Source organism: Synechococcus sp. 8F6 (genome assembly GCF_002252665.1).
Lineage (GTDB): Bacteria > Cyanobacteriota > Cyanobacteriia > PCC-6307 > Cyanobiaceae > Cyanobium_A.
The window spans coordinates 126,390-148,401 of the sequence record NZ_NQKZ01000002.1 but is presented as its reverse complement, the minus strand read 5'-3'; the positions used below and the strand labels follow the sequence as shown (position 1 = coordinate 148,401).

Annotated in this window: 24 protein-coding genes and 1 tRNA gene; 9 read left to right on the top strand and 16 right to left on the bottom strand. The window is 67.3% G+C overall.

Going from position 1 to position 22,012, the window contains the following annotated elements; genetic code table 11:
* Positions 1-40: 40 nt before the first annotated feature.
* On the top strand, positions 41-274 hold the full coding sequence (locus CJZ78_RS02790) for a BolA family protein (RefSeq protein ID WP_094559367.1): 234 nt from the start codon (positions 41-43) through the stop codon (positions 272-274).
* A gap of 4 nt (positions 275-278) precedes the next feature.
* Positions 279-602, top strand: a complete 324-nt coding sequence (gene grxD / locus CJZ78_RS02785; RefSeq protein ID WP_094559366.1) for a Grx4 family monothiol glutaredoxin — start codon at positions 279-281, stop codon at positions 600-602.
* A 31-nt stretch (positions 603-633) separates the two neighbouring features.
* Here grxD and CJZ78_RS02780 read toward each other — a convergent pair whose 3' ends face one another.
* Positions 634-900 (bottom strand): DUF6761 family protein, encoded by a 267-nt coding sequence (locus tag CJZ78_RS02780; protein ID WP_094559365.1) that lies wholly within the window; start codon positions 898-900, stop codon positions 634-636.
* 165 nt (positions 901-1,065) lie between these two features.
* On the opposite strand from CJZ78_RS02780, the gene CJZ78_RS02775 reads away from it, so the two are divergent.
* Positions 1,066-1,839 (top strand): response regulator transcription factor, encoded by a 774-nt coding sequence (locus CJZ78_RS02775; RefSeq protein WP_233128444.1) that lies wholly within the window; start codon positions 1,066-1,068, stop codon positions 1,837-1,839.
* Positions 1,840-1,876: 37 nt separating this feature from the next.
* Here CJZ78_RS02775 and CJZ78_RS02770 read toward each other — a convergent pair whose 3' ends face one another.
* The 7 genes from CJZ78_RS02770 to CJZ78_RS02740 all read right to left on the bottom strand — a co-directional run bounded on the left by CJZ78_RS02770 (position 1,877) and on the right by CJZ78_RS02740 (position 7,737).
* A complete protein-coding gene (locus tag CJZ78_RS02770; RefSeq protein ID WP_094559364.1) occupies positions 1,877-2,413 on the bottom strand; it encodes a hypothetical protein in 537 nt (178 codons plus the stop codon).
* Positions 2,410-2,694 (bottom strand): hypothetical protein, encoded by a 285-nt coding sequence (locus CJZ78_RS02765; RefSeq protein ID WP_094559363.1) that lies wholly within the window; start codon positions 2,692-2,694, stop codon positions 2,410-2,412. Before CJZ78_RS02765 ends, CJZ78_RS02770 begins: the two co-directional genes overlap by 4 nt.
* 97 nt (positions 2,695-2,791) lie before the next feature.
* Positions 2,792-4,354, bottom strand: coding sequence for a carotenoid isomerase (gene crtH, locus CJZ78_RS02760; RefSeq protein WP_094559362.1), 1,563 nt, complete (start codon positions 4,352-4,354; stop codon positions 2,792-2,794).
* A 63-nt stretch (positions 4,355-4,417) separates the two neighbouring features.
* A complete protein-coding gene (locus CJZ78_RS02755) occupies positions 4,418-5,572 on the bottom strand; it encodes a linear amide C-N hydrolase (RefSeq protein WP_094559361.1) in 1,155 nt (384 codons plus the stop codon).
* A gap of 27 nt (positions 5,573-5,599) precedes the next feature.
* The gene (gene trmFO, locus CJZ78_RS02750; RefSeq protein ID WP_094559360.1) at positions 5,600-6,982 is read right to left on the bottom strand and encodes an FADH(2)-oxidizing methylenetetrahydrofolate--tRNA-(uracil(54)-C(5))-methyltransferase TrmFO; all 1,383 of its coding nucleotides are present in this window, start codon (positions 6,980-6,982) and stop codon (positions 5,600-5,602) included.
* Between the two features lie 31 nt (positions 6,983-7,013).
* Entirely contained in the window at positions 7,014-7,136 is a 123-nt protein-coding gene (locus tag CJZ78_RS02745; RefSeq protein ID WP_094559359.1) for a photosystem II protein Y, read from the bottom strand.
* 76 nt (positions 7,137-7,212) lie between these two features.
* Entirely contained in the window at positions 7,213-7,737 is a 525-nt protein-coding gene (locus CJZ78_RS02740; protein WP_094559358.1) for a gamma carbonic anhydrase family protein, read from the bottom strand.
* A 98-nt stretch (positions 7,738-7,835) separates the two neighbouring features.
* On the opposite strand from CJZ78_RS02740, the gene CJZ78_RS02735 reads away from it, so the two are divergent.
* The 3 genes from CJZ78_RS02735 to CJZ78_RS14330 all read left to right on the top strand — a co-directional run bounded on the left by CJZ78_RS02735 (position 7,836) and on the right by CJZ78_RS14330 (position 10,696).
* A tRNA-Lys gene (locus tag CJZ78_RS02735) sits at positions 7,836-7,907 on the top strand.
* A 621-nt stretch (positions 7,908-8,528) separates the two neighbouring features.
* Positions 8,529-9,659 carry a glycoside hydrolase family 3 protein gene (locus CJZ78_RS14335; RefSeq protein ID WP_233128427.1) on the top strand — a complete coding sequence of 377 codons (1,131 nt, stop codon included), beginning with the start codon at positions 8,529-8,531 and terminating at the stop codon, positions 9,657-9,659.
* Positions 9,650-10,696, top strand: a complete 1,047-nt coding sequence (locus tag CJZ78_RS14330) for a glycoside hydrolase family 3 C-terminal domain-containing protein (protein WP_233128426.1) — start codon at positions 9,650-9,652, stop codon at positions 10,694-10,696. Before CJZ78_RS14335 ends, CJZ78_RS14330 begins: the two co-directional genes overlap by 10 nt.
* Before the next feature lie 12 nt (positions 10,697-10,708).
* Here the strand turns inward: CJZ78_RS14330 and CJZ78_RS02725 are convergent, their stop codons facing one another.
* The 3 genes from CJZ78_RS02725 to CJZ78_RS02715 all read right to left on the bottom strand — a co-directional run bounded on the left by CJZ78_RS02725 (position 10,709) and on the right by CJZ78_RS02715 (position 12,235).
* On the bottom strand, positions 10,709-11,182 hold the full coding sequence (locus CJZ78_RS02725) for a hypothetical protein (protein ID WP_094559357.1): 474 nt from the start codon (positions 11,180-11,182) through the stop codon (positions 10,709-10,711).
* On the bottom strand, positions 11,182-11,751 hold the full coding sequence (locus CJZ78_RS02720) for a triacylglycerol lipase (RefSeq protein ID WP_094559466.1): 570 nt from the start codon (positions 11,749-11,751) through the stop codon (positions 11,182-11,184). Before CJZ78_RS02720 ends, CJZ78_RS02725 begins: the two co-directional genes overlap by 1 nt.
* Positions 11,752-11,836: 85 nt before the next feature.
* A complete protein-coding gene (locus CJZ78_RS02715; RefSeq protein WP_233128425.1) occupies positions 11,837-12,235 on the bottom strand; it encodes a molecular chaperone DnaJ in 399 nt (132 codons plus the stop codon).
* Between the two features lie 350 nt (positions 12,236-12,585).
* Between CJZ78_RS02715 and CJZ78_RS02710 the strand changes: the two genes are divergently transcribed.
* A complete protein-coding gene (locus CJZ78_RS02710) occupies positions 12,586-12,792 on the top strand; it encodes a hypothetical protein (RefSeq protein ID WP_143592831.1) in 207 nt (68 codons plus the stop codon).
* A gap of 18 nt (positions 12,793-12,810) precedes the next feature.
* Here the strand turns inward: CJZ78_RS02710 and CJZ78_RS02705 are convergent, their stop codons facing one another.
* Positions 12,811-13,014 (bottom strand): hypothetical protein, encoded by a 204-nt coding sequence (locus tag CJZ78_RS02705; protein ID WP_094559355.1) that lies wholly within the window; start codon positions 13,012-13,014, stop codon positions 12,811-12,813.
* 274 nt (positions 13,015-13,288) lie between these two features.
* Between CJZ78_RS02705 and CJZ78_RS02700 the strand changes: the two genes are divergently transcribed.
* Positions 13,289-14,023: a hypothetical protein gene (locus CJZ78_RS02700; protein ID WP_094559354.1), complete on the top strand. Its 735-nt coding sequence runs from the start codon at positions 13,289-13,291 to the stop codon at positions 14,021-14,023.
* Positions 14,024-14,038: 15 nt separating this feature from the next.
* Here the strand turns inward: CJZ78_RS02700 and CJZ78_RS02695 are convergent, their stop codons facing one another.
* Positions 14,039-16,207, bottom strand: a complete 2,169-nt coding sequence (locus tag CJZ78_RS02695) for a glutamine synthetase III (protein ID WP_094559353.1) — start codon at positions 16,205-16,207, stop codon at positions 14,039-14,041.
* 190 nt (positions 16,208-16,397) lie between these two features.
* On the opposite strand from CJZ78_RS02695, the gene CJZ78_RS02690 reads away from it, so the two are divergent.
* Positions 16,398-18,797 (top strand): glycogen/starch/alpha-glucan phosphorylase, encoded by a 2,400-nt coding sequence (locus CJZ78_RS02690; protein ID WP_094559352.1) that lies wholly within the window; start codon positions 16,398-16,400, stop codon positions 18,795-18,797.
* Here CJZ78_RS02690 and CJZ78_RS02685 read toward each other — a convergent pair.
* Genes CJZ78_RS02685 through CJZ78_RS02675 form a run of 3 tightly spaced genes read right to left on the bottom strand, consistent with a single transcriptional unit; the run spans position 18,794 to position 22,006 of the window.
* Positions 18,794-19,459, bottom strand: coding sequence for a hypothetical protein (locus CJZ78_RS02685; protein WP_094559351.1), 666 nt, complete (start codon positions 19,457-19,459; stop codon positions 18,794-18,796). The genes CJZ78_RS02690 and CJZ78_RS02685 overlap by 4 nt on opposite strands.
* Before the next feature lie 37 nt (positions 19,460-19,496).
* A complete protein-coding gene (locus CJZ78_RS02680; RefSeq protein WP_094559350.1) occupies positions 19,497-19,943 on the bottom strand; it encodes a universal stress protein in 447 nt (148 codons plus the stop codon).
* Positions 19,943-22,006 carry a cation:proton antiporter gene (locus tag CJZ78_RS02675; RefSeq protein WP_315860010.1) on the bottom strand — a complete coding sequence of 688 codons (2,064 nt, stop codon included), beginning with the start codon at positions 22,004-22,006 and terminating at the stop codon, positions 19,943-19,945. The genes CJZ78_RS02680 and CJZ78_RS02675 overlap by 1 nt, the downstream gene beginning before the upstream one ends.
* Between the last annotated feature and the right edge of the window lie 6 nt (positions 22,007-22,012).

Here is a 22,012-nt window from a genome sequence, read left to right as displayed (position 1 = left end):
GGCCTTTAGATTCGCGGTTATTCGCTGCAACACCGGCTCGATGGTGCATCCCGACCAGGTGAAAGCTGCTATCTCCCAGGCCCTACCCGACGCCTGCGTGGACGTGGAGGACCTGACCGGTGGTGGTGATCACCTCCAAGTGACGGTTGTGTCCTCGGCGTTCAACGGCCTCACCCGGGTGAAGCAGCACCAACTCGTCTACGGCGCCCTGCGCCAGGAATTGGCCAGCGAAGCGATCCACGCCCTGGCCCTGCAAACCTCCACTCCCGCCTGAGTCCATGGACGCCACCACCCGCCAACGCATCGAGGAGCTGCTGGCCAGCAGTCCTGTTTTCGTGTTTATGAAGGGCAACAAGCTGATGCCCCAGTGCGGCTTCTCCAACAACGTCGTGCAGATCCTGCACGCGGCGGGTGTGCCGTTTGAAACCTTCGACGTGCTCTCCGACGGGGACATCCGTCAGGGCATCAAGGAGTTTTCCGAGTGGCCCACGATTCCCCAGGTGTATGTCAGAGGGGAATTCATCGGCGGCTCCGACATCCTGATCGAGATGTACAACTCGGGCGAGTTGCGCGAAAAGCTCGAGATCGCCCTGGCCAGTTGAGCAGTGCCGGAGCTCAGCTCGCTGCTGTTGATCAGTAGCGGCCCGATTCGTAGAGGCTGCGGGGATCGCCATCCGGTCCAACGAAGCTGGAGGGATCCTGGATCCAGCGGTCGATCAGCTCCTCAAGCCGACGCTGGGTGAGGGAATCCAGTACGGCGGTGCGCCGCAGGGCGTGCAGATAGCCATCGGCGTAGAGACGCAGTTCCGCTGGACTGTGGAAACGATGGGCCAGTTCCTGGCAGGCATCGCACAGCGATTGGAAGTGGCGGATGGCTTCGGGGTGCTGGAGCGCGGTCATGGGGTCATCAACCCTCTAACCATTCTGGCCCTTGAGGCCAGGGGGTGTGATCGGAAGAACAACCGCATCGCCTGATACGTGGCTCTCTTGGCCGGCACGGTTAGCCTTAGGGCCATTAACAACTGTCACCCCATCAGCTCAACCCCTTCGCCACCGCCATCCAGCCTGTCAACGAGCCAGCCAGCCAGCCCCAAGGCGCCCCAGTCTGGAACGCAGCCCCATCGGGTGCTGGTGGTTGATCCGCACGCCACTTTGCGCACGGTGCTGGCACAACGCTTGCGGCAGGACGGCCTCCTGGCGGCGGCCGTGGCCACCGCCCGCGAAGCCCTGGAGGTCTGCCAGGACCAATCACCCGATCTGCTGATCAGCGCCGAACTGTTGGATGAGAGCTCGGCCCTGCGCTTGGCGGCCCAGCTGCGCTGCCCGGTGATGGTGCTCACCGCCCGCACTGGCTCCGAGCCGGTGGTGACCCTGCTCGATGCCGGCGCCGACGACGTGCTGCGCAAGCCCTTTGGCCTCGAGGAGCTGGCGGCCCGCTGCCGCACCCTGCTGCGCCGCAGCGGCACGGGGTTGCAGGAGCGGGTCTGCGTCGGGCCGCTGGAGGTGCGTGTGTTGTTGCGCCAGGTGACCCTGCGTGACCAGCCAGTGGAGCTGAGCCCTCGGGAATTTGCCCTGCTCTGCGCCCTGTTGATGCCGCCAGGGGTGGTGCGCAGCCGTCAGGAGCTGTTGCGGATGGCGTGGCCGCCGTTCAGCGGTGGGCCCCGTTCGGTCGACACCCAGGTGCTGACCCTGCGCCGCAAGCTTGAGCAGGCTGGCTTGGGTGAGGGCGGCGGCATCGAAACGATGCGCCAGCAGGGATATCGCTTCAGTCTTGAAACCCTGCCCGAGCCTGCTGCCGAAGAAGAGCCGGCCCGCCAGCCGCTCAACAGCGTGGTCTGATCGGCCGCCCAACGTCTCAGCTGCTCAGCGTCCCTGATCAGCGCTGCGCCAGGCCCCAGGCCAGCTCTCCCAGCACCATGGCCCCGCTGAGCCCGGCCAGGAGCTGGTAGGTCCAGGGCGGGCTGATCCGGCCGATGGCGCTGGTGTCAAGGCCCGTTTCCCGGTTGAAGCGGCCCAGAAACTCGTCGAAGGCGGCAACCCGCTGCGGCAGCAGGAAGGCCGATCCATTTTCGCTCCGCACATAAAACACCCGGCCCCCTTGGCTGGTGGCCACGGGTGTGAGTCCGCGGATCGAGCCCCAGGGCAGGCTCCAGCCGCGCCGCAGCAGCCAGCGGCACCAGTCGGGGTGGCCAACGCGAATTCCCTCGGCGTTCAGTTCCACCGCTTCACTGGTGGCGGCCAGCACGAGGGCGAGCCCGAGGGGTAGGGCCAGCCAGAGGGCCAGTTTCAGCTCTGGTGGTGCCAGCCAGGGGAGGGGCGCCACCAGGGCGAAGTAGAGCGCGATCAGCGTGAAGCGGATCAGCGGCGCCATCGGGTAGCGGTCGCTGGCGCCGGGTTCGCCGCCGCTGCTCATCGGTCTTCGGGGGAGCCGGGCAGGGGTTCGATCAACGCCGAGGGCTGATAGCGACCGCTGAACACCTCCTGCTCGCGGCCCTTCCAGAATTCGCCGAGGCGCATCAGGTCGGCATGGGCTTCCTGCAGGCTGGCCAGGTAGGCGTCGGGATCCATCATGTCTTTGGCCTCCTTCAGCTTGGTGAGCCGCAGCAGCTGCAGCATCCAGGGTTTGCCGAGCTCACCCCGCTGCTCCAGGTAGCGGGCAAGGTCTGCCGAGCTGGGGGTGGGGGAGTTAGGCATCAAGCAGGGAAACGACCGCTCAACAAGGTTATGCAGCGACTCGGGGGAGCGTGGGGCGGTGATCCGTCATCGCTCAGGCCGGTAGCGACACCTGACCTCAGGCCGGCAATGCCCAGGGGTTGAGGCCCAGATCGGCGCCGATGCGGTGGGCGCAGGCGAAGCCGCTGAAGGCCACCGCATTCAGCCCCTGACCCGGGAAGCAGGAATCACCCACGCAATACAGGTGCTGAAGGCCGGTGCGGTTGAAGGGCATCGGCAGCAGGCCTGGCAGCCGCAGCGCCGGAATCGGGCCGTAGCTGCCGCCCATACGGCCGAGGAAGCGGCGGTGGGAGCGGGGGGTGCCCACCTCCTGGTGGCGGATGGCGCCCTTCAGGCCCGGCAGGATCGCCTCGAGGCGGGTGATGAGCCGCGCCGCGTCAGCCTCCTTCTTGGCGCGGTAAGCAGAGGGGGAGAGCCCCTGCCAGTGCTCCATGGAGCTGGGGGTGAAGCTGTGCAGGATGTGGCGGCCTGCTGGGGCCAGGGAGGGATCGAGCAGGGTGGGCATCGACACGAACACCACCCCCTGCTCGGCCTCCATCTCGGCCCAGTTTTCCAGCAGCAGGTGGTGACAGTGGAACCCTTCGGGCACAACGGCCGCGTCGATGCCCAGGTGCAGCGACAGAAACGAGGGTGAGGGTTTGTAGCGGCGCCGCCAGGTGGTTTCGCTCTTGGGGGTGTGGGCTTCATCCACCAGCGGCCGCGCCACGGAGCCCTCGCTGCCGCCCTCTCCTGCAAAGGTGTCCCAGCGGGTGGCGTTGCTCACCACCCGCTGGGCGCGCAAGGCCTCACCGCTGGCCAGCTTCACGCCCACGGCCGCGCCGTTCTCGATCAGCACCTCGGTGACGCGCGCGCCGTAGCGAATCGCGCCACCGTGGCTCTCCAGCCCCGCCACCAGCTTCTCGGCGATCACCCCAACGCCGCCCTTGGGGTAGTTGATGCCGCCGGCATGGCGATCGGAGAACACCATCCCCGCGTTGATCATCGGCGTGAGATTCGCCGGCATCACGCTCCAGCAGAAACACTCCATGTCGATGAACTTGAGCAGGGCCGGATCCTTGATGTGGGAGCGGGCCACATCGCCCACATTTACCGGCAGCCAGCGGGCCAGGCCCAGGCAGGCCAGCGGCGCCCGGAAGAACACCTTGGTCAGGTAGGCCGGATCCTCGAGCGACAGCAGCGGCATCGCATCGAGGCAGTTGAACACCTGCCAGCAGGTGTCGTAGAAGGCGCGGATGCCCGAGGCCTCGTGGGGAAACAGGGCGGTGAGATCGGCGATGAAGCACTCGTAATCGCGGTCGACGGCCACATTGAGTCCGCCGGGAAGGTGGTATTCGAGCTGGGCGGGATCGGGCGCCGTGTCGCAGTGCTGGCCCACATCGGCCAACGCCCGGGTGAGCAGGTTGGTGTGACCCTTCTCGCCGAAGCCAAAGATCATCGAGGCGCCCACATCAAAGGTGTAGCCCTCGCGCTTGAAACTTCCCCCCGATCCCCCGGGGATCAAGTAGCGCTCCAGCACCAGCACCTTCGCCCCCTTGGCGGCGAGCTGGGAGGCGGTGACCAGGCCACCGATGCCCGAGCCGATCACGATCACATCCCAGGTGGGGGTGGGGGTGGTGGTCACCGGTGCGGTTGGTGTGGCTGCGGCGACCCTAGGAGCCAGGGCTGCTGCCCAGCTGGTGCTGCTTCAGGGCAGCTCCACCGGGATCGTGGGGGAGACCGACGCCGGATCCTGCGGACCCATGGGGATCAGCAGCAGCTGGGAGCCGGCCGCCTGGAGCGCCGCCCGCAGGTCGAGGGTTCTCACGCGTTGATCGCCATAGGTTTTCCAGTTGAACTGCAGGTTGCGCAGGTCGGCCACGCTGGTCCAGGTGGTGAAGCCCGGCAGTCCTTCCCCGCTGCCGGCCGGCGGCTTGGCCACGCCAAAGGGGATGTCGAAGTTGTTGAGGATGTGGAACAGGCTGGCGACGGCCGCCTTGGCGTTGGGTGTGGGCGCAGCGTTCTGGGTGAAATACACCATGCGCACAAAGCGCGAGGGCGGCGTGAAGTCACCCGGCAGGCCGAGCCCGCCAGCACCCATGCCGAAGGGCTGGAGGGTGAGCCGACCGCTGTCGCTCTGGCCCAGGGTGCGGGCCGTTGGGTAGGCGTTGCTGAGCGGAACGTAGTTGTTGAGGTTGGTGCTGTGCCAGCTGAAGTCGGGCGCGTTGGTGAGCACCCGGGTGGGGTTGTCATGCACCACGAGCTTGCCGCCGCGTGGTTCGATCACGATGCTCTTGCCGCTGGCGTCCTGCACCTTGAAGTGCACGTCGGGCACGATCCCCAGCAACGGCACCTGGGCGGTGAGATCCACGTCGTTCACCGCAGCCCGCACCTCCTCAACGGTGGCGAAGTTGGCCAAGAGCCAGGAGCCGAGCTGGGCTGGGGCCAGGGTGCGGTTGCGCCGGGCCCGGTTGGCTGGGGTGTATTCGGCATAGCCCGGGAAATAGAACAGCCCGGCGTTGAGCCCTTTCACATTGAGCCCATCGAGGATCAGGTCGGCGCTTGTGGCCACGGTGGCCCCCACAAAGCCGTAGCGGGAGCGGTAGCGCAGCCCAGGCCCCTCGCCGGCGCTGCCGGTGAACGCGCTACCGGCGGGCCAGATGGCCACTTGGGAATCAAGGGGCTTGCCGAATTCCAGCGTGCGCCCCACCACCACGGCCCCGTCGCTGGCGGTGAGGGCTCCACCGGTGCAGGCGCTGGTGGGCAGTGGTCCCGCCAGCAGGCCCAGGCTCAGCCCGACAAGGCCCGTCAGCCCTAGACGACAGAGCCCCGTGGTGGTGGCAAGCAGGCGTTGGTGGGGCATCCGTGGTTCCTGTCCAGTCCCCTATGGTTAGGCAGGGGCGGTGGCGGCGTCAACGGCTGATCGGCGCGTGAAGGGCTCCAGATCGGCCAGGGCCCGGTCGCGGTAGGCGCCGTAGCGCTCTCGCTTGCCCTGGATGCGCTCGGCCAGCTCGGGTAGCAGGCCAAAGGTGGGCGGCATCGGCTGGAAGCCGCCCCGTTTGCCTTTGCCGCCGCAGGGGGCCTCGGCGATGAAGTGGGTGAGGGCGCCGATCATCGTGGAGGGCGGCAGGCTGATGGGTTTTTGGCCCTTCGCCAGCCGGGCGGCATTGGTGCCAGCCAGCCAGCCGCCAGCCACCGCCGCCGCGTAGCCCTCGGTGCCGGTGATCTGGCCCGCCGCCAGCAGCGAGGGCTGGCTGCGGAACTGCAGGGTGGCATCGAGTAGCTGGGGCGATTCCAGGAAGGTGTTGCGGTGCATCACGCCGAAGCGCACGAACTCGGCGTTCTCCAGCCCCGGGATCAGCCGCAGCACCCGTTTCTGCTCGCCCCACTTGAGGTTGGTCTGGAAGCCCACCAGGTTCCAGAGGCGGCCGTCCTTGTCTTCCTGGCGCAGTTGCACCACGGCGTAGGCCCGCTTGGCGCGGCGCACCTCTCGATCGTTGAGGTCGCCCCAGCGGGGATCCCAGAGGCCGATCGGCTTAAGCGGGCCGTAGCGCATCGTGTCTTCGCCGCGGCGGGCAAGTTCCTCGATCGGTAGGCAGCCCTCGAAGAAGGTGGCGTTCTCCTTTTCGAAATCCTTGAGTTCGGCCTGCTCGGCGTTGAGGAGCTCCTGCCGAAAGGCCAGGAATTGATCCCGGTCCATCGGGCAGTTGATGTAGTCGGCGTCGCCCTTGTCGTAGCGGGAGGCGCGAAAGGCCACCGAGAGGTCGATGCTCTCCCCTTCAACGATCGGGCTGGCGGCATCGAAGAAATGGCAGTCGCCCCGGCCCGTGAAGGCCCGCAGCTGCTCGGCCAGGGGCTCACTGGTGAGCGGCCCGGTGGCCAGCACGGCGATCTCACCGGGCCCCGGTAGCTCGGTGTGCTCGCCTCGCTCCACCGTCACCAGCGGGTGCTGCTCCAGGGCGGCGGTGAGGGCGGCGCTGTAGCGGCCCCGGTCTACCGCCAGGGCACCGCCGGCGGGCACCGCATGGGCGTCGGCCGTGTGGATCACCAGGGAGCCGAGGCGCCGCAGCTCCTCCTGCAGAAGCCCTGCGGCGCGGTCGCTGCTCAGGGAGCCAAAACTGTTGCTGCACACCAGCTCGGCGAACTCAGCGCTGTGGTGGGCGGGTGAGCGGCGCACGGGCCGCATCTCCACCAGCCGCACCGCGATGCCGGCCTGGGCGATCTGCCAGGCCGCCTCAGTGCCGGCGAGGCCGGCACCGACCACTAACACCATGGGCTTGCAGATCGCCTCAGGGGGAACAGGTTCAGGCGCGGGCGCGCTTGAGCATCAGCTGCAGTTGACCCACGGCGGCGCGGCCGATGTGGAACACGGCCCAGCTAGCGGCCAGAAGGATGGGAGCGGCAACCAGCACCAGCCGTGCGTCCATGGAAGGCAGAGAAACAAGATCACGCGATCTTAAGGAGTTCGCTCTGTCTGCGGTTCGCCAGGCCCTGGATTTGTCGTCATCCGTTTCCCCGTGCGGTCCGGGCATGGGCTTCAGCCAGCTGTCGGTAGCGGCGGGCATGCTGGCGTTGCTCCGCCTGGGCTTCGGGGCTGAGGTCCCGTTTCAGCTGGGCCGGCGCCCCCATTACCAGGGCCCCTGGGGGCACGTCGCGGGTCACCACTGAGCCCGCGGCCACCAGGGCTCCTGCTCCCACGGTCACCCCGTTCAGCACGATGGCGCCGATGCCGATCAGGCAGCCGTCTTCGAGGGTGGCGCCGTGCACCACCGCCCTGTGACCAATGGTGACATCAGCGCCGATGGTCACCGGCTGGCCTGGATCGCCGTGCAGCACTGCGCCGTCCTGCACGTTGCTGCCCTCGCCCACCACGATCGGGCAGACATCACCGCGGGCCACGGCGGTGGGCCAGAGGCTGGCGCCGGCCGCGAGCTGCACATCGCCGATCACCACGGCGGAGTCGGCCACCCAGGCCCCGGGATCGATGCGGGGCTCGGGCCAACTGGTGCACCAGGGATCGCTGCTCATCCGTCGTACCAGCACGTTCGGGCATTCTCCCGGCTGATCCCTGCCCCTTGGAGGAGGTTGCCGCTGGGTGATACGTTCCATAGGTGCCCAACGGGCGCGGGTCGCTAGCTCAGCGGTAGAGCACTCGGCTTTTAACCGATTGGTCCTGAGTTCGAATCTCAGGCGACCCATCTCAACAGGGCGGTTCTTGCCGGTCTGACGGTCGCCCACACGGCGGCTGAATGGCTTCAGGTCTGGCGGTGAAGCATGCCCCCAGCAGCAGAGCGGGCCGCTTCATGAAGTTGGATCTTCATTGGTGAAGAGCCGTTGCTGCCACGCCTCCCGGGGTTGTCAGGGGCTGCTGACGGCGCGAAGTTGTGTGCATCGGGATTCGGAGGCTCCACAGATGGAAGACACCCCCCCTGAGCAGTCATCAGGAGCGCGCTGACGATCCGGCCCCTGCTCCAACACTCTCGATGGATCTCTGACGTCCTTTGGCTTGACGCCTCCACTGCACCGCTTCAGGTGCCCCGGATGCAAACGGGACGTCCCACTTGTCACCTGGCCCCAGGTGCCAGCGCCGGCAGCTCCGACCACAACTGAAGATTCTCAGATCGCCTGATCTGAATTCCAAGCAAAAACCTCGCGCAGCTGCGCCCGCACCCCCGAGGGTCGGCACCACGGCTGAGCAGACAATCGCCCGGGGCCCACGCTCCGGGCGTTGTTGCGTTGGGGGTTTTTGTGTTGGCGAGTGTTGTGTCAGCTGGGGCCGGCCAGCGTTCCTAGCGTCAGGGCAGCCAGGGAGGGATCCCGTGCCGGCGTCGCCAGAGGGGGGAGCTGAAGCGATCGAGCGCCGGGCCCGGGATCTGTTGGCCCAGCTCAGCAGCGCTGAGAAGCTGGCTCTGCTGGAGGGTGACACCGACTTCTGGCCAGGCATGGCCGATATCGCCAGCCGCGATGCCTCCCACGTGCATCCTTGGCCGGCGGGCGCTGTTCCCCGGCTGGGGCTGACAGGGCTGCAGTTTGTTGATGCCCCCCGAGGGGTGGTGCTCAAGGGCGGAGCCACCACCTTCCCGCCTCCGATCGCCCGCGGCGCCTGCTGGGACGTCGACCTCGAGGAGCGGATCGGCGCGGCTATGGCGCGGGAAGCCCGGGCTTTTGGCGCCAACTGGCTAGCTGCCGTGTGTGTCAACCTGCTGCGCCATCCCGGCTGGGGCCGGGCCCAGGAGACCTACGGCGAAGACCCGGTTCTGCTCGGCGCCCTTGGCGCGGCGATGACCCGCGGCATCCAGCGCCATGCGGTGGCCTGCGTCAAGCATTTCGCCCTCAACTCGATCGACAGCTCCCGCTTCCTGGTGGATGTGCAGGTGAGTGAGCGGGTGCTGCATGAGCTCGACCTGCCCCATTTCCGTGATTGCGTCGAGGCCGGGGCGGGCTCGGTGATGAGCGCCTACAACCAGGTGAACGGCATGTGGTGCGGTCAGCACCCGCAGCTGCTCACGGCGATCCTCAAGCGCCGCTGGGGGTTTCGCGGTTTCGTGGTGACCGACTTCATCTTCGGGGTGCGAGATGGGCTGGCGGCGGTGCTGGCGGGCCAGGACCTGGAGATGCCCTTCCGGATGATCTTTGCGGGATGCCTCGAGGCGGCCCTGGCCGATGGCCAGCTGCCGCTCGATCGGCTCGATGACGCCGTGCTGCGCCAGCTGCGGGTGCAGCTGGCCGTGCCGGAGGGCAACTACCCCGCCAGCCTGCGGGGCTGCGCGGAGCACCGGGCCCTGGCGCGGGAGGCGGCCACCAAGGCGATCGTGCTGCTCAAAAACGACCCGGCCCTGCTCCCGCTGGATCCGGGTCGGTCGCTGGCGGTGATCGGCCCGTTGGCCGCCGTGGCCAACCTGGGTGATCGCGGCTCCTCCGAACCCGGCCTGAGCCGGGGGTGGTGGTGACGCCCCTGCAGGGCTTGCGGGCCGCCGCCGCACCCGGCGCCGTGCGTCATGCCAGCGGTGAGCGCCTCCAGGAGGCCGTGGCCGTGGCCGCCGACTGTGACGCGGCGCTGCTGGTGCTCGGCCTCGACTGGCGCCTGGAGGGGGAGCACATCCACCCCGGCGACATTGCGCCGATTTTGCGCCAGACGCCCCCACCCCACCCGTTGCTGCAGCGCTGGTGGCCGCCGGTGGCCCGTGCGATTGCGGCTGTTACCAGCTACGGCTCGGCCCGCCAGGGGGGCGACTTCGCCGCCGGCGATCGCACCGAGCTCGCCCTGCCCGCCGAGCAGGTGGCCCTGATCCAGGCCGTGCTGGCGGCGAACCCCCGCACGGTGGTGGTGCTGATGGGCGGCGGCGCGATCCTGATGGAGGCCTGGCGCCAGGCGGTGCCGGCGATCCTGCTGCTCTGGTATCCGGGCGAGCGGGGCGGGCAGGCCCTGGCCGATGTGGTGTTTGGCCGGGTGTCCCCCTCCGGCCGTCTGCCCTTCGCCATCCCCACCAGCGCCGACCACTGGCCCGCTTTTGAGCCCCGTGCCCGGCAGGTGCGCTACGACCTCTGGCATGGCTACCGCCGCCTGCAACGCGACGGCCATCCCGCCGCCTTCCCCTTTGGCTTCGGCCTCTCCTACACCACGTTTCAGCTCAGCGATGCGGTGGCCGAGCTGGCGGATGGGGGCCCGCTGCAGGTGGCCGTGGTGGTGTCCAATACCGGCGCCGTGGCCAGCGAGGCGGTGGTGCAGGTGTATGTCGAGCCGCCTGGCCTGGCGCTGGAGCGCCCCCGGCGCTCCCTGGTGGGCTTTGGCCGGTTGGCCCTCGAACCCGGCGGCTCCCAGCGGCTCTGCCTCCTGATTCCGCTGCGGCGTTTGGCCTACTTCGATGAGGCCACAAGCCACTTCTGGCTCGAAGCGGGCCTCCACCGGCTGCACGTTGCGCAGCACAGCGAGGATGAGGGGCTGGTGGTGGAGGTGATCTGCGCGGCTACCGATCTGGGCCCCTGATCTGGGCCCAGATCAGGGGCGGGTCAGCAGCTGCTGCAGCCGCAGGCGGTTGTAGCGCTGCACCCACAGGCAGGGCAGATTGAACAGGGTGGCGAAAGCCAGGTTGATCAGCACCCCCGCCGGCGGCAGCCACAGGGGCGTGACCAGCCAGAACAGCCACAGCACCAGGTGCACCCACTCGGCCCGCTTGGTTTCCAGCAGCCGCCGCTCTAGGTTGCGTTGATCGCGCCCCACCAGGCTGGCTTTGGCGACACCGCTCGGCAGGGCTGTGCCGGCATCCGGCAGCCAGGGTTTCCAGCGGCGGATCGCCAGCCGGCCCTCGAAGCTGCGGGCTTGTTCGTGCCAGGGCCGTCGCCAAAACCAGTGGTCGCGCGCCAGCCATCCGGAGGGCAGCCGATTGGCGGTGGCGCCCACGAGCACGCTCCACAGCAGCCAGCCCAGGGTGCTGGTGAGGGCCGCCATGGGGAGTGTGGTGTGCTCACCCATCACGGCCGCAACAGTTCCTGCGCCAGCGGCGCGATCGCCTGGGGAGAGCGCAGCAACTGGGGATGGGCCCACACCGGCAGCATCTGGATGCGCCCAACCGGCAGCACCGCCCGCCAGCCCGGCAGCACGGCCAGATCGATGGCCGAATAAAAGCTGCAGCAGTCGATCCCTGCCAGGTTGTCGAGGTTGCCGTTGAGCTGCGCCAACAGAGGGCTGCCCCACTTCAGATCGGCAATGCCCGCCAGCAGGCGCCCCGGCCAGGGTTGGGCCGTGAAGGTGCCCTGCTGCGGGCTGCCCACGCTGGTGAAGCGCCGGGTGCGCTGGTGCCCTCCCAGCAGCTGAATCCAGGTGCGGGCGATCACGCCCCCGATTGAAAAGCCCAGCACATCCACGGGTTGGTCGAGCCCGAAGGCGACTTCGATGTGGCTCCCCAGCAGTTCTGCAGCTTCCGGCACCGGGGTGAGTCCCAGCCGCAGCGGCAGATCGGGAATCAGCAGCGGGTGCCGCCCCTCGCCCAGGGCGCGCTTGAGTCCGTCAAACACCCGGGGGCTGTCCAGCAACCCATGCACCAGCACAAGGGGTACGGCGCTGTCGATGGCGGCTCGCCCCGGAGTTCAGCTTCACTCTGGCGGCATTGGCCGGGGTGTTGTTGGCTCAGTCGCTGCTGCGGCCCAGCAGCAGATCTCGGGCGCCATTGACCCGCTGCATCGTGTCGTGGCTGCCGCCGCGATCGGGGTGGTGTTCGGCGGCCGCACTCTTCCAGGCCCGGTTGACGTCGTCGGGCCTGATGCGACCGGCCAGGGGGAGATGCAAGCGCTGCCGGGCCACGATCGCCTCACGGTCGGGATGCTTGCCGAGGGGCCCCCAGTCGGCCTTGCTCAGGGCCGGGCTGCGTTTACGGACGCCCTTGCGCCGGCTGCTGCGGCTCTGCCCCGATCCGCCAAAGCCTTTGCGGCTGCTGCTGCCGAACCCCTCTCCATCTCGCGGGTCCTGCCCCCCGGCAGGGGTGGTGGGCACCAGCCCCATCGGATTGGGTCGCAGGGTCTGGGGCATTGGCTCTGCGGCAATCTTTCCACTCTCGCAAAGCCCCCAGGGGGCACGCAAATGGGTCTATCCTTGAGAAAAGGAGTGAACAGCTCGCCACGGCTGGCTTCTGTGCGCTTGGCCCACATCCAAGTGAATTCCGCCTAGTGCGCCCGTCCCAGTGCGCTCAGTCCAGTGCGCTCCGTTTATCTTGCGCAGGAGGTTGTATGGGGTCTCTGTTCAGGTGTCGATTTAGTCCGGCGTCCTTCGGGGCAGGGCGGAGCCGGGCGGCTGGGTTGGGTCCTTTTAACCAACGCGAGGGGCAGCGTTGGCCTGTTGAGAAACCCATGGAGGGGTGGTTGCAGTGGGACGGTCGCGCCTTGCCCGCCATCCCTGTGGAGATTGCCAACTTCAGTGCCGGTGGGGTGGCGGTGTGGGTCGCGCCCCAGCTTGATCTGCCCCCAGGGGGCCATGGCGTGTTGATCACCCAGGCCCACGGCCGTGGGTGCGGCTACCGGCACGTGAAGGGCTGTTGGCAGCTCAAGGGCAACGCCGGTTCGTTGGTGGGGTTGGCCTTTGAGCGTTGAACGTTGTGCGTTGAACGTTCAGCGGCGGATCAGCTGTTGGATGCGTCTCGATTGGGAACTGCGAATGGTGGTCTTGCCGGTGCGGCTGAGGGTGGTTTCAGGCAGGCTTCGCGAGGGTTTGACGTCCTTCACCCGCACGGCATACAGGTGCAAGCCAATCGCCACCCCCATCAGGACCAGCAGGCTCATGGCGGTGCGGTAGCCGCCGTCACGGCTGGTCATGGGCCGGGCTTGGGACGAGCGCACGAGTTCAGTCTCTCAGGCCCTGTCTCTCAGGTCCTCAGACGGGGGCGCTCAGGGCTCCTAGGGTTGATTTGAGGCTTTGGGGGTGGAGAGCTGGTGCGGCTGCCCTCCCTGTTGGCGCTATTGGCCCTGGTGGGCTTTGTGATCGTCGAGCTGGTCCTGCGACCGCTCTGAGCTGCAGCGATCAACACCACCGTGTTGGGGCAGGGCTTCTAGGGTCCTGGTCTGGCGGCCCGATGTTCCGTTCGTTCCCATGCTCCACTCCCTTGCCTTTGTGCTCGCCCGGAGCCCGGAGCTTCCAGGCGATGGCGTCGACTGGCAGGCGCTGGTGGCGTCCCAGCAGCTGGGGCCCGATCGGGGCAGGGCGCTGCGGCTGGTCCGCTTGCCCGAGCCATGGGACAGCAGCCTTGATGAATTGGTGAGCAGTGGTTCCGCCACCATTGCGGGAGAGAATCCGATTGGGGGGGCGGGCGACCGTCGCGGCCTGATCTGTGACGCGGTGGTGACCCAGCTGGATGTGGCCAGCCTGTGGATCGGTGTCTATGCCTTGAGCGGCCCGGCTGCTGGAACGACACCGCGGCAGGGGCAGGAGCCACCTCTTCAGGTGCAGACCGTGCAGCTGCTCGATCGCTTCCCATTGGCTGAAGCAGCCAACGAAACCTGCTGGTTTTATCCCACCGAAAACGGCAGCTACCTCTGCTGGGACAACCAGACCTCCCTGACCCTGGCGCCGGGTTGGCTGCCGGAGCAGGGCATTCAGGAGGCTCCGATCGCCTACGACCGCGGCGAGGTGCATGTGCTGTGGTCGCTGATGGCCGATGACGAAGCCCTGACCTGCGTGGGGCTGACCTACCAGCGCCGACGCATCGAGTGGCCACTGCTCAGCCGGTCTCCCGAACCCAGTGCCACCTGGACCTGGTTTGAGGTCGACACCATGGCCGACCCCAGTTACCGCGAACGCGCCAGCATTGACGTGTTCCCGCAGTGACGGTGCTGAAGTGATTCAGCGCACGAACAGCATCTCCTGGTAGGTGGGCAGGGGCCAGAGGTTGTCGTCGACCAGGGCCTCCAGACCATCCACCACCGCACGCAGTTCCGCCATCAAGGGCACCAGCGTGTCAGCGCTGTAGTGCAAATGGGCTTCGGTGCCGTGGGGGGGATGGTCGATGGCGCTCTGCAGCTGGCCGCTGATGTCCATCAACGACTGGCACAGTCCCGCCACCTCCTTGGAGGTTTCCGGGGACACCTGGATGCCCAGGGAACTCTGCAGTTGCAGAGATTCCGCGAGTTCGCCGAGGTAGCGGATCGCTGCCGGGTAGACCTGGGTGCGGGCGATCTGGACGGCCAGCTTGGCTTCCACATCGATCGCCAGGATGTATTGCTCGGCGTAAACCTCAAAGCGGCTCTGCAGCTCCACGGCCGAGAGAACGCCGGTGCGCTCGAACAACTCGCGGATGGCCGGGCGCTCCAACACCGGCAGGGCATCGGCGGTGGTGCGCAGGTTTTCGAGGCCCCGCTCCTCCACGGCTATGCGGTGCCATTCATCGGAATAGCCGTTGCCGCCAAACACCACGGCGCCGTGCTGTTCGATCAGGGTCTTGAGCACGGCCAGAGCCCCTTCCTCCAGGCCGTAGCCACTACCCAGCTTGGTCTCCAGTTCGCTGGAGATCCAGGCGAGGGAATCGGCCAGGATGGTGTTGAGGGCCACTAGCGGGCCAGCCACCGACTGGTTGGAGCCGACGGCGCGAAACTCGAAGCGGTTGCCGGTGAAGGCGAAGGGCGAGGTGCGGTTGCGATCGCCGGCGTCTTTGTCGAATTCCGGCAGGGTGTCGACGCCGAAGTTCATCACGCCGCCGAGGGCCGAGCCGGAGAGCCGACCCTCGCGGATCTGGTTGAACACATCCTCCAGTTGGCTGCCCAGATACACCGAGATGATTGCTGGGGGCGCTTCGTTGGCGCCGAGGCGGTGGTCGTTGCTGGCGGTGGCGATCACGGCCCGCAGCAGGGGGCCATACATGTGCACGCCCCGGATCACCGCTCCGCAGAACATCAGAAACTGCAGGTTTTCATGGGGCGTCTTGCCCGGATCGAGCAGGTTGCCCTGGGTGGCGTTGCCGATCGACCAGTTGACGTGCTTGCCGGAGCCGTTGATGCCGGCGAAGGGCTTCTCGTGCAGCAGGCAGGCCAGACCATGTTTCTTCGCCGTGCTGCGAAGGATGGTCATGGTGAGCTGCTGGTGGTCGGTGGCGACGTTGGCCGCCTCGAAGAACGGCGCAATCTCAAACTGGGAAGGAGCCACCTCGTTGTGGCGGGTTTTGGCCGGAATCCCCAGGCGGTACATCTGCCGCTCCACCTCCTGCATGAACACCTGCACCCGCTCCGGGATGGCGCCGAAGTAGTGGTCGTCAAACTGTTGGCCCTTGGCGGAGGGGCGCCCGAACAGGGTGCGGCCCGCCAGCAGCAGGTCGGGGCGCAGGGGCACGTAGGCGTTGTCGATCAGGAAATATTCCTGCTCGGCGCCGCAGCTGGAGTTGATCGGGGCGATGGTGGTTTCTCCCAGCAGGCTGAGCAGCCTTTGGGCCTGCTTGTTGACCGCGGCGATCGAGCGCAGCAGGGGGGTTTTCTTGTCGAGGGCCTCGCCGGTCCACGACACGAAGACCGTGGGGATGCAGAGGGTGACGCCATTGGGCGTCTCCATCAGCCAGGCGGGGCTGGTGATATCCCAGGCGGTGTAGCCGCGGGCCTCGAAGGTGGAGCGGATGCCGCCGTTAGGGAACGAGGAGCCGTCGGGTTCACCCTGCACCAGCACCTTGCCGGTGAACTCGGTGATGATCGTGCCGTCGCCCTGGGGGGAAATGAAGCCGTCGTGCTTTTCGGCGGTGGAGTTGGTGAGCGGATAAAAAACGTGCGAGTAGTAGAGGGCGCCGCGGGCCGTGGCCCACTCCTTCATCGCCTGAGCCACCACGTTGGCTACCGACACGTCGAGCTTGCTGCCCTCGTTGATGGTGCGCTGCACCGACTTGAAGATCTCCTTCGGCAGCGCCGCCTTCATCTTGTCGAGGCTGAAGACGTCGCTGGCCCAGAGCTCATCGAGCGACTGGGTTGGAGTGGTGCTGGCGATGGGGCGGCTGAGAATCTTTTCGAGGGCTTGCAGACGGGGCTGGGAAGGCATGGGGAAGTTCGCCATGGAACATCACATAAACCCACCCAAAGCCGTTACCCCCCCCGGGCTTTGCCGCGGTTGATACCGCTGGCGCAATTCGTCGGGCTCGCCTGCCTCAGCCCCGTGTCCGGACTCCGTGACCGCGCCCCTGCGCAATTCAGCCGTGGCCTGCAGACTTGCGCTTTGCAGGAAGCCTGGTATGGCCTCAGCCGACAGCCAGGCCCTGGTGGAAGCGATCCAGCGGCATCTCTTCTTCAGCCAGGCCAAATCCAGTTCCCTGGCCACCCGCCACGACCACTACCGCTGCTTGGCGCTGGCGGTGCGGGATCGCTTGCTCAAAAACTGGGTGGACACGGCCGACACCTACACCCGTGAGGGCGTGCGCACGGCCACCTATCTCTCGGCTGAATACCTGCTCGGCCCCCATCTGGAGAACAACCTGGTGAATCTGGGCCTGGTGGACGCGGCCCGGGAGGCGTGCCGCACCCTGGGGCTCGACCTTGAGGAGCTGATCGCCGAAGAGCCCGAACCCGGCCTGGGCAATGGCGGCCTGGGACGGCTGGCAGCCTGCTTCCAGGAGTCGATGGCCACGCTGGAGCTGCCGGCGATCGGCTACGGCATCCGCTACGAATTCGGCATCTTCCGCCAGCAGATCACCCCCCACGGCCAGGTGGAGAGCACCGATCCCTGGCTGTCCCATGGCAATCCCTGGGAGGTGATCCGGCCGGAGTGGAGCTATCCGGTGCAGATCGGTGAACACACCGTGATCGGCGTCGCCTACGACACCCCGATTTTGGGCTACGGCGTAAACACAGCGAACACCCTGCGGCTCTGGTCGGCGGTGGCTCCCGAGGCCTTCGACTTCGCCTCCTTCAACGCCGGCGACTACACCAGGGCCGTGCTGCGCAAGATGCAGGCGGAGACCCTTTCAAAGGTGCTCTACCCCAACGACGAGCTGGACCAGGGCAAGCGACTGCGCCTCTCCCAGCAGATCTTTTTCGTCAGCTGCTCCCTGCAGGACATGTTCCGCATCCTGCGGGGCCAGGGGCTGGAGGTGACCGACTTCCACCGCAAGTTTGCGCTGCAGCTGAACGACACCCATCCAGCCATCGCCGTGGCTGAGTTGATGCGGTTGCTGATGGATGAGTACGGCATCGATTGGGATACCGCTTGGTCGATCACCACCGCCAGCATCAGCTACACCAACCACACCCTGCTGCCTGAGGCCCTGGAAACCTGGGGTGTGGAGCTGTTTGAGCAGTTGCTGCCCCGCCAGCTGGAGATCATCTACGAGATCAACACCCGCTTCCTGCGCATGGCCCGGATTCGCTATCCCGGCGATTCTCAAATCCTGCAGCGCATTTCCCTAATTGAGGAGGGCCCGCAGCGCCGGGTGCGCATGGCCCACTTAGCGGTGGTGGGCAGTCACCACGTCAATGGCGTGGCCGAGCTGCACAGCACCTTGCTTAAGCAGCACCTATTTGCTGATCTGGCCCGGATCTGGCCGGAGCGCTTCACCAATGTCACCAACGGCGTCACACCGCGGCGCTGGCTGGCGGTGGCCAACCCACCCCTGGCGGCCCTGCTCGATGAGGTGATCGGCGATCGCTGGCGCACCCACCTCGAGGAGCTGCAAGGGCTTGCCGCCTTTGCCGACGACCCTGCGTTCCTGGAGCGCTGGCAGGCGGTGCGGGATCTCGGCAAGCAGCGCCTCGCCCAGTACATGCGCCGCGAGCTGGGGGTGCTGGTGGACCACACCTCTCTGTTTGATGTGCAGGTCAAGCGCATCCACGAATACAAGCGCCAGCACTTGGCTGCCCTGCAGATCGTGGAGCGCTATCTGCGCATCCGCGCCGGTGAAGACCTGCCGCCGCGCACCTTTGTGTTTGGAGGCAAGGCGGCTCCGGGCTATGCCCTGGCCAAGTTGATCATCCGGCTGCTGGTGGGTATCGCCGACGTGGTCAACATGGATCCGGCCATGGATAGCCGCCTCAAGGTGGTGTTTCTGCCCAACTTCAGCGTCAGCTTGGGCCAGCTGGTGTATCCGGCGGTGGATCTCTCCGAGCAGATCTCCACTGCTGGTAAGGAGGCCTCCGGCACCGGCAACATGAAGATGGCTCTCAATGGTGCGGTCACGATTGGCACCCTCGATGGGGCCAACATCGAAATCCACGATTGTGTTGGGGCGGAGAACTTCTTCCTGTTTGGCCACACCGCAGAGCAGATCGAGCAGCTGGGCCACAGCGGTTATCACCCGATGCCTTGGATCGAGCAGGACCCGGCCGTGCGCCAGGCCCTGGAGTTGATCGGCTCGGGCTACTTCAGCGAGGGGGATGGCGAGCTCTTCCACCCCTTGCTGGCCAGCCTCACCAGCCACGATCCCTTCCGGGTGATGGCGGATGTGGCCGACTACCGCCGCGCCCAGAACGCCGTGGATGAAGCCTGGCTCGATCGGGGCCGCTGGGCGCGGATGTCGTTGCACAACACGATGCGCTGTGGCTTCTTCAGCAGCGACCGCTCGATCGCTGACTACGCCGAGCGCATCTGGAAGGTGGGCCGGGTGCCGGTGCAGGCCAGCGCCGGGGCCCCGGCGCCCTAGTCGCTCGGGGGTTCGGGCTTGTCGCTGTCCTGCAGCGAGGGGAAAGTCGCCCGGATCTTCTGGGCCACTTCGCGGCGCACCGTGGTGCGGAAGGCGGCGGCGGCATCGGCAGCGAGCACCGGATAGGTGCGCGCTCCTTCGCTGCGCAGCGGCTTCCAGCTGGTGCTCTCCTGTTGCTTGAGCGCCTGCAGCGGCGCGTCGAAATCGACGCTCAGCTCCCGGCCCTGCGCAGCAACGGCTTCGATCCAGGCCTCCCGTGCCGGCGCCAGTTCCTTCGCTTTGAGGGTGTCGGGCAGCCCCAGCACGGGCTCGTAATGGTCGAGGGCGCGCAGCTCCTCCTCCAGCAGGATCACCCAGGCCGCCTCCTCACCGGGCTGCAGCCCCAGCCGCTCGGCCTCGGACTGGAGGGTGTCGCAGTAGAAGCGCAGCCAGCGGTAGTGCGACTTCTCCTTCAGCGACTTTTTCAGTGAGCCCTTGCCGCTGGCTGCCCGTTTGGGCAGGGCCGCCTCCGCCCGGCGCAGAAACACCCGATCTTCCGGCTCCAGGTTGATGGCGCCCCAACGCTGGCGGTACTCCCAGAGCTCTTCGTACTGGCGCACCTCTTCGGCGGTCCAGCCCAGGGCCAGCAATTCCTCGCCCCTGCTCGCTTCGTCCTTGGCCACCGGCTCGCCTACTGCACTGGGGGGCAGCGTATAGGTCTCAGCGCACCACCAGCACCGGGCAAGCGCTGTGGGTGAGCACCCGGTGGGTTTCGCTGCCCAGCAGCATCCCCTCCAGCCCGCGGCGGCCGTGGGAGGCCATCACGATCAGATCGGCGCCATGGCGGCCGGCGGCCTCCACGATTGCCGCATTGGGCAGGGCGTGCACCACGGTGTCCTGGTCGCAGGGCACCCCCGCGGCCTGGGCCACGGCCGCGGCTTCCGCCAGGATCTGCTGGGCGTTGTCCCGAGCAGCTGTCACCAGTGCATCCACGGTGTGGGGATCCACCAGTTCGCCCACGCCCACCAGAGAGATCGGGAAGTTGGTCTGCACGTGAAAGACGGTGAGTCGCGCCCCGAGGCTTTGGCTTAGCTCCACGGCCTGCTGCACGGCTTTGCCGGAGAGTTCGGAGCCGTCGGTAGGCACGAGCAGGTGGCGGTAGGGCATCAGCTGCGCAGGGGATCGCTGATCACCAGCGTGGAGCAGTTCAGGCGGCGCAGCAACCGACCCACCCGGTCGCTCGCGGCAATCGGCAGGCCGGCCACAACCCGCCGCTGGGAGCGCAGGATCACCAGGTCGTGGCTGGCGCTGGCTGCCAGCAGATCAGCCTCGATGGCCTGGCTCGGCTGCAGCACGACCTCCACCGGCACCGGCCCTTCGCCCCAGCGCTGCAGGCGGGTGTGGAGCTGATCGCGCTCGGCAGCCGGCAGGTGGGGGTCGTGCAGGTGCAGCACGGTGATCGTCGCTCGAGCCTGGGCTGCCGTGCTGGCTCCGGCTTGGCTTCTGCTGGTGGCGAGGCGCTCGGCCAGCTGGAACTGCTCCAGGGCAGCGGCGCCGAGGTCCTTGAAGGGCACGAGCAGGCGTTGGCTGGCGCAGGGGTCTTGCAGCAGACGGGCCACCACCACCGGGCAGGAGACCAGGCGGCAGGTGGCATCCACCAGATCGCCAAACAGCCAGTCAGCCAAGAGCCGGCGGCCCAGGTGGTCGGGTGCTGCCAGCCCCATCACCACCAGATCTGCGTCCTGCTCGAGGGCCACCCGGGCGATGCCCAGGGCTCCATCACTGTCTACCCGCAGCAGACGCTCGCCCACTGGTTGTGCCTGGGCCTGTTGCAGCCAGGCGCGGCCGGCTGCGGCCCGCTCAGGGGCAACCACCTTGAGCGGCAGCAACCGGCCTGCGGGTGCACGGCCTGCAGGTGCGGTGTCGATCCCAGCCAGCAGGCGGGCCAGCTCCAGCAAACGTCGCTCCTGCTCCGGGTTGGCGATCGGCACCAGCACCGCCAAACCCCTCCGCCGCAAGGCCAGCTGGCCGTCGTTGGCGGGCGTTAAAGCGGCAGCTGCCGCTGCCCCCAACCGGGGCATCGCCTGGGCGGTGAGCCAGGGTCCCAGGCTGGCCGTCACCACCATCAGGGCCAGCACGCTGTTGAGCATCTGCTCATCCAGCAGCCCGCCGCGGAACCCCACGAAAGTGGCGGCCAGGGTGGCAGCCACCTGGGGCAACGACAGCGACCACAGCGTCAGCATCTGGATGCCGTTGTAGCGATAGAGGCGTCCGGCCCACCAGGCAGCGAGCCCCTTGCTGCCGATCAGGATGGCGATCAGCAGCAGGGCAAACAGCGATCCCGCCATGGTGCGGGCAAACACCGGCAGATTCAGCATCAGCCCCAGGTCGATGAAGAAGACCGGGATGAACAGGGTGGCTCCCACCACGATCACCTGCTCCTTCACCCGCCCTTCCGGCAACACCGCATTCACAGCCAGGCCTGCCAGGAAGGCACCCACGATCTTTTCCACGCCGGCCAGTTCGGCGGCGAGGGCCGCCAGAAACACCGCCAGCAGCACCGCCACAAACAACGGGCTGTCGTTGTTGACGTTGCGCTGCACCAGGGCCTTGCCCACGCGGGTGATCACCAGCACCACCAGGACGGCGTACACCACCACCCGCAGCAGTAGGGCTACCACTGCAAATGCGGTCAGATCTCCTCGGGCCAGGCCCATGCACAGGGCCAGCACCACCAGGGCGGCGATGTCGGTCAGGATCGTGCCGCCGATGGCGACGGTGACCGCTTCCTCCCGCATGGCCCCGTAGCTGCGCACGATCGGGTAGCCCAGGGGGGTGTGGGAGGAGAGGATCGAGCCGATCAGCACGGCACTCAGCAGGGAGTAGCCAAAGCCCAGCCCCAGCAGCAAGCCGCCGGCCATCGGCAGAGCAAAGGTGAGCAGACCGAAGCGGAAGGAGCGCAGGCGGATGCGAGCGAATTCAGCCAGGTCAATCTCCAGCCCAGCGATGAACAGCAGGTAGATCACGCCCACATCGGAGAGCAGCTTCACCGTGGGCTCCTCCTGGTTCAGCCAGCCGAGGCCGAAGGGGCCAATGAGCACTCCGGCCATCAGCAGACCCACCAGATCTGGCAGATGGAGCCGACGCACCAGCGGTGGCACCAACACGCTCACCCCCAGCAGCAGGGCAAACACCGCCAGGGGGGTCTCGCTGAGCCAGCTTGCGATCACGCGGCG